The 2,992-nt window shown below is 74.2% G+C and carries 2 protein-coding genes; both read right to left on the reverse strand.

Annotation, left to right across the window (positions count from 1 at the left end):
* The coding region (locus CKO43_RS25215) for a ligand-binding sensor domain-containing protein (protein ID WP_276570321.1) at positions 1-1,780 on the reverse strand (1,780 nt) is incomplete at its 3' end.
* A 42-nt stretch (positions 1,781-1,822) separates the two neighbouring features.
* On the reverse strand, positions 1,823-2,992 hold a 1,170-nt coding region (locus CKO43_RS25220; protein ID WP_200380387.1), incomplete at its 5' end, for a serine hydrolase domain-containing protein.

Here is a 2,992-nt window from a genome sequence, read left to right on the forward strand (position 1 = left end):
GCGCGTGGCGCCACTCGGCGGCGGCGATGCGGGTCAGGCCGTCGGCGGCGTGCAGCCAGAGTTCGCCGGCGGCGGTCTCGACGATGCCGGTGATGACGCGGGTCTCGTCCAGGCCGCGCAGCGCCAGCGTCTTCATCGCCGTGCCGTCGTGCAGCGCCAGCCCGCGCTGGCCGCCGAGCCAGGTGCGCGGGCCGCGCCCGTAGACGGCGTAGACGGCGCCGATGTCCAGGCCGTTGCCGGGGCCGAAGTCCAGCACCTCGTCGCCGTCGATGCGGCGCGCGCCGCGTTCGATGTAGCCCAGCCAGAGCCGGCCGTCGCCGTCGTTGCCCATGGCCATGATGCGGTCGTGCGGGCCGGCGGGAACACGCTGCCAGTGCCCGCCGACGCGGCGGTAGGTGCCCTTGGCCACCAGGTGCATCCACAACGCGCCCGACCGGTCCTTGGCCAGCGCGTGGATCGGCGCGAACACGGCCGAGCGCGGGTCCTCGCCGACGTCGGGGCGGGCGATCTCGACCGGCGGGCGCCGGCCGTCGATCATCCAGAGCGCGTTGCGCGAGCCGATCCAGACGAGGCCGTCGCGGTCGCGGTGCAGGTGCGAGGCGTGCAGCGCGATACCGGGAATGGGCCTGACGCCGGTGCCGACGTGGAAGAGCCCGCCGGCCTCGGTCGTCGCCCAGACCGCGCCGCCGGTGGCCGCGGCGACGCCGACGCCGCCGGCGTTGGCGCCCAGGTCGACGCGGCGCACATGGCTCTGCGTGAAGCGGTGCAGGCCGCCGGCGCTGCCCAGCCAGACGTTGCCTTCGCGGTCTTCGAGAAAGCTGTAGACCTCGCCGCTCAGGCCCTGGGCCGGGCCCAGCGTCTCGGCCGAGGGCGGCACCTGCGGCCCTGACGCCCCGACGATGCGTGCCACGCCGTCGCCGGTGCGCAGCCACAGGCCGCCGCCGCTGTCGAACCAGTGCAGGTCGGCGCTGCGTGGCAGCGCCAGCTGCTGCGCTGCCGGCGCCAGGCGGAAGGCGCTGCCCAGGTGCTGCAGCGGGCCGATGCGCAGACGTTCGAAATCGGCCGCCCAGACGCGGCCGTCGGGTGCCAGCGACAGCGACGGGAAGCGGCGCAGGCGCGTGTCGGCGCGCTCGAAGGCCGCTGCGCCCCGGGGCAGCACGAAGGCGCCGGTCTTGGCGGTGACCCAGACGTTGCCTTCGCCGTCGCGCAGCATCGTGCGGTAGGGCAGCACCTCGCCGTCCAGCGGCGCCGCCTGCCAGCGGCCGGCCTGCAGCCGGGCGACACCGTCGGTGAAGGCGGCCCAGAGCGTGCCGTCGGCGCCCTGCACGAAGGCCCAGGGGTTGCCCGGCGGCAGCCCGTCGGCCGGGCCGTAGTGGCGCAGGCGGCCGTCGCCCAGCACGCTGACGCCGCCGAAGCGGTAGCCGATCATCAGCTCGCCCGAGCGCGTGGCGTGCAGCGCGGTGATGCTGGCCGCCGGCAGCGCCTGGCCGGCCAGCGCCGTGATGCGCTCGAAGCGCACGCCGTCGAAGCGGTACAGGCCGCCGCCGGTGCCCAGCCAGAGGAAGCCGTCGGCCGTCTGCGCCAGCGCGACGATGTTGGCCGGTGCGCCGCTGTCGCCGCGCCAGACCGTGTGCTTCAGTTCGGAGAGCCGGACGCTGGTGTCGATCGCGTGCGCGGCGGCGGGCAGCAGCAGGCCCGCCAGCAGCCAGCGGGCGACGGTGGTCAGCAGCCGGCGGGCTGCCGGGTGTCGGCTATTGCGCTGGGTCCTGCCTGCTGCCATGAGCGTCCGGTCGGTGCCCGCGCGTTCGGTGCCTGTCCCGGCCTAGCGCCTGCGGTAGTGCGCCGTGATGGCGTCGATCAGGGCCTGGCGCGCCTGTGCCGACGGTGCGTCGGTGGCACCCGGCCAGGCGCTCTGCGTGACGACGACGAGGTCGAGCTCCGGGTCCATCCAGATGCCCTGGCCGAAGATGCCGGCGGCCCGGTAGGCCTTGCCGCGTGTCGTCCACCACTGGTAGCCGTAGCCGGCGCGGCCCTGCAGCGCTTCGGCCGCTTCGTGCGTCGTCGTCGTCGCCTGCTGCACCCAGCCGTCCGGCACCACCGCCTGGCCGTTGGCCAGGCGGGCGCCGCGCATGAAGAACAGCGCGAAGCGCCCGTAGTCGCGCAGCGTGGCCGACAGGCAGCAGCCCGCCATCTCGCCGCCGGAGGCGTCGACCATCCAGTAGGCGTCGCCCTCCATGCCCAGCGGCTGCCACAGCTTCTCGGACAGGTAGTCGGACAGCGGCTTGCCGGTGGCCGCGCGCAGCAGCGAGCCGACGAGGCTGGTCTCGCCTGTCTTGTAGACCCAGCGCGTGCCGGGCGCGGCTTCGCGCGGCAGCCTTGCCATGTAGCTGACGACCGGGTCCGAGCCGTCGACCGAGGGCTCAGAGGCAAAGCGTGCGACGTCGGATTCGGGGTCCGAGTAGTCCTCGTTCCAGCGCACGCCGGAAGTCATGTTGAGCAGCTGGCGCACGCTGACGCCTTCGTAGCCCGAGCCCTCGAGCGCCGGCAGGTAGGCGGTCACGGGGTCGTCCAGATGTTTGATCCGGCCGTCCAGGATCGCCGCGCCGACCAGCGTCGACGAGAAGGACTTGGCGACCGAGAAGCTGGTCCAGCGTTTCTGCGCCGTCTGGCCCAGCCCGTAGCGCTCCAGCACCACCTGGCCGTCCTTCAGCACCAGCAGGCCCGCGGCGCGGTTGCGCAGCATGTAGTCGGCTATGGTCCAGGTCTGGCCGCCGAAGCTGAAGCTCAGGTCCAGCGGCTTGTCGGCCACCGGCAGCGGCGCGACCGGCCCGCCGCGCCGGACCAGCCGTGCCGGGAACTCGTCCTCCATGTGCGGGTAGGCGGCCTTCTGCTTCTCGAAGCTCCAGAACAGCACCTGGCCGCGCGAGCGTGCGGGTGCGGGAGCAGGTGCGGCTGCGGCCGAGGCGGGGGGCGCGGCCGCAGCCGCACCTGC

The sequence above is a fragment of the Rubrivivax gelatinosus genome, assembly GCF_016583785.1.
Taxonomy (GTDB): Bacteria; Pseudomonadota; Gammaproteobacteria; order Burkholderiales; family Burkholderiaceae_C; genus Rubrivivax; species Rubrivivax gelatinosus_B.